Here is a 1,586-nt window from a genome sequence, read left to right as displayed (position 1 = left end):
GCGGGAAGACATGGAGCGATCAGCTCTTTTTCATCATGTCGTCTTTTTTCATCGTGTCATCCTTCTTCATCATCCCGCCCTTGGCTTCGTCCATGGACATGCCTTTCATGTCTTTGCAGGTGCCGGCGGCCACGTATTTCCATTCGCCCTTGTCCATGTCCAGCTTGGACTGGCCGGCGCAGGAGTGTGTGCCCGAGAGGTTGGCGCAATCGTTTTGACCGGCCTTGGCAATGCCGAAGCATTTTTCTTTGGCGGCGTTCTGGGCCAGGGCGGGGCTGGACAGCATGGCCATGGACATGAGGGAAGCGGCTGCGGCGGTGATCATGGTGCGTTGGTTCATGGAAAAACTCCTGAGGGTGGTTGGGTTGAACCGGCGGGTCTCTGGACGACACCATGAACCGGTTGGGGATCAGTCTGGCGAGAGTGTATTTTTCTTACAGACCCATTGAAAAATAGTGTTGCCCAGTGGCGCTGTCCGTGGTGTTCCAGAACCATGCTGGAACTGCGGCGGAGCTTGAGAGATAGAGAAGGCAGATGCGGCATATTAGGCAGATAGGGCGAACTGGCGGGCGCGCCGGGCCTCAACGCCGGGCCTTAAATCAGTTCGGCAATCTTGTCCCAGGCCTGGGAGGGAATGCGCCCTGAGAATTCCGAGACCAGGCGCCCGGATTTGTCCAGCAACCGGGCATGGGGCAGGTGAACGGGCTTGGGCATGTTTTCGCGGAACTGGCGGTCCCCGGCCCAGATCGATACAAAGCGCTGCGGGGCCGGCACGGTGAGCGCCAAGAGCTTTTCGTAGGCCATGAAGTCGGCCTGCCGAGCGTCCATATTGATGCCCAGCAGCGTGAACGGCTGGTCCTTCCAGCCCAGCACATTGGCGCGCAATTCGGGCAATTTATCGCGGCACACCGCGCAAGCGGTAGACCAGTAAAACAGCAACAAGACACGCTCGCGCATACTGCTCAGCTGCACCCGTTGTCCATTCAAATCCACGCCCTCTAGCTCTGGCAGCGGCGCTGTCTGCGCCGTGGCCGCCAGCAAGGGGCTGCCCACGCTGCTCAGCGCCAGCATGGGCAGGGCAGTGAGCAGGTGTCGGCGTGAACGGTTGGGCGGCAGGTGCATGGGTCTCTCCGGTTGGGCTGCGTTTGGTCTGTGCGCTGGCGCGATTCCTTACACTATTGCATGCACTTTCTGCCATGACCAGCCCAAACCCCACCTCTTTCGAGCAACAGTTGGTCGACCTGCGCGACTACCTGATGCGCTTCGCCCGCTTGCAATTGCGCAACGAAGCCTGGGCCGAAGACGCGGTGTCCGAGACCTTGCTCGCCGCGCTGAACAAACCGCAGTCGTTTGGACAGCGCTCGCAGCTCAAAACCTGGCTGGTCGGCATTCTCAAGCACAAGATCGTCGATCTCTTGCGCCTGCACCACCGCGAAGTGACGCAAGGCCAGGACAGCGAAGACGAGCGCGCAGATCCGCTGGACCACATGGCGTTCAAGCGCGACGGCCATTTTGCGGAAAAGCCCGCCGAGTGGGGCGACCCGCACCAGGACCTGAGCCAGCGCCAGTTCTTTCTGGTGCTCGAG

The 1,586-nt window shown here is 60.5% G+C and carries 3 protein-coding genes; 1 reads left to right on the top strand and 2 read right to left on the bottom strand.

Annotated features, from left to right (window positions below):
• Positions 1-19 precede the first annotated feature (19 nt).
• On the bottom strand, positions 20-340 hold the full coding sequence (locus tag ABYB95_RS23235) for a DUF2282 domain-containing protein (RefSeq protein ID WP_372662651.1): 321 nt from the start codon (positions 338-340) through the stop codon (positions 20-22).
• Between the two features lie 254 nt (positions 341-594).
• Complete coding sequence (locus tag ABYB95_RS23230) at positions 595-1,122, bottom strand: TlpA family protein disulfide reductase (protein ID WP_372662648.1); 528 nt, start codon at positions 1,120-1,122, stop codon at positions 595-597.
• Between the two features lie 74 nt (positions 1,123-1,196).
• Between ABYB95_RS23230 and ABYB95_RS23225 the strand changes: the two genes are divergently transcribed.
• The coding region (locus ABYB95_RS23225) for a sigma factor (protein ID WP_372662645.1) at positions 1,197-1,586 on the top strand (390 nt) is incomplete at its 3' end.

The sequence above is a fragment of the Hydrogenophaga sp. genome, from assembly GCF_041633695.1.
Lineage (GTDB): Bacteria > Pseudomonadota > Gammaproteobacteria > Burkholderiales > Burkholderiaceae_C > Hydrogenophaga.
Note: the sequence above shows the minus strand (reverse complement) of the source record. Positions and strands in the feature narration are given on the sequence as shown.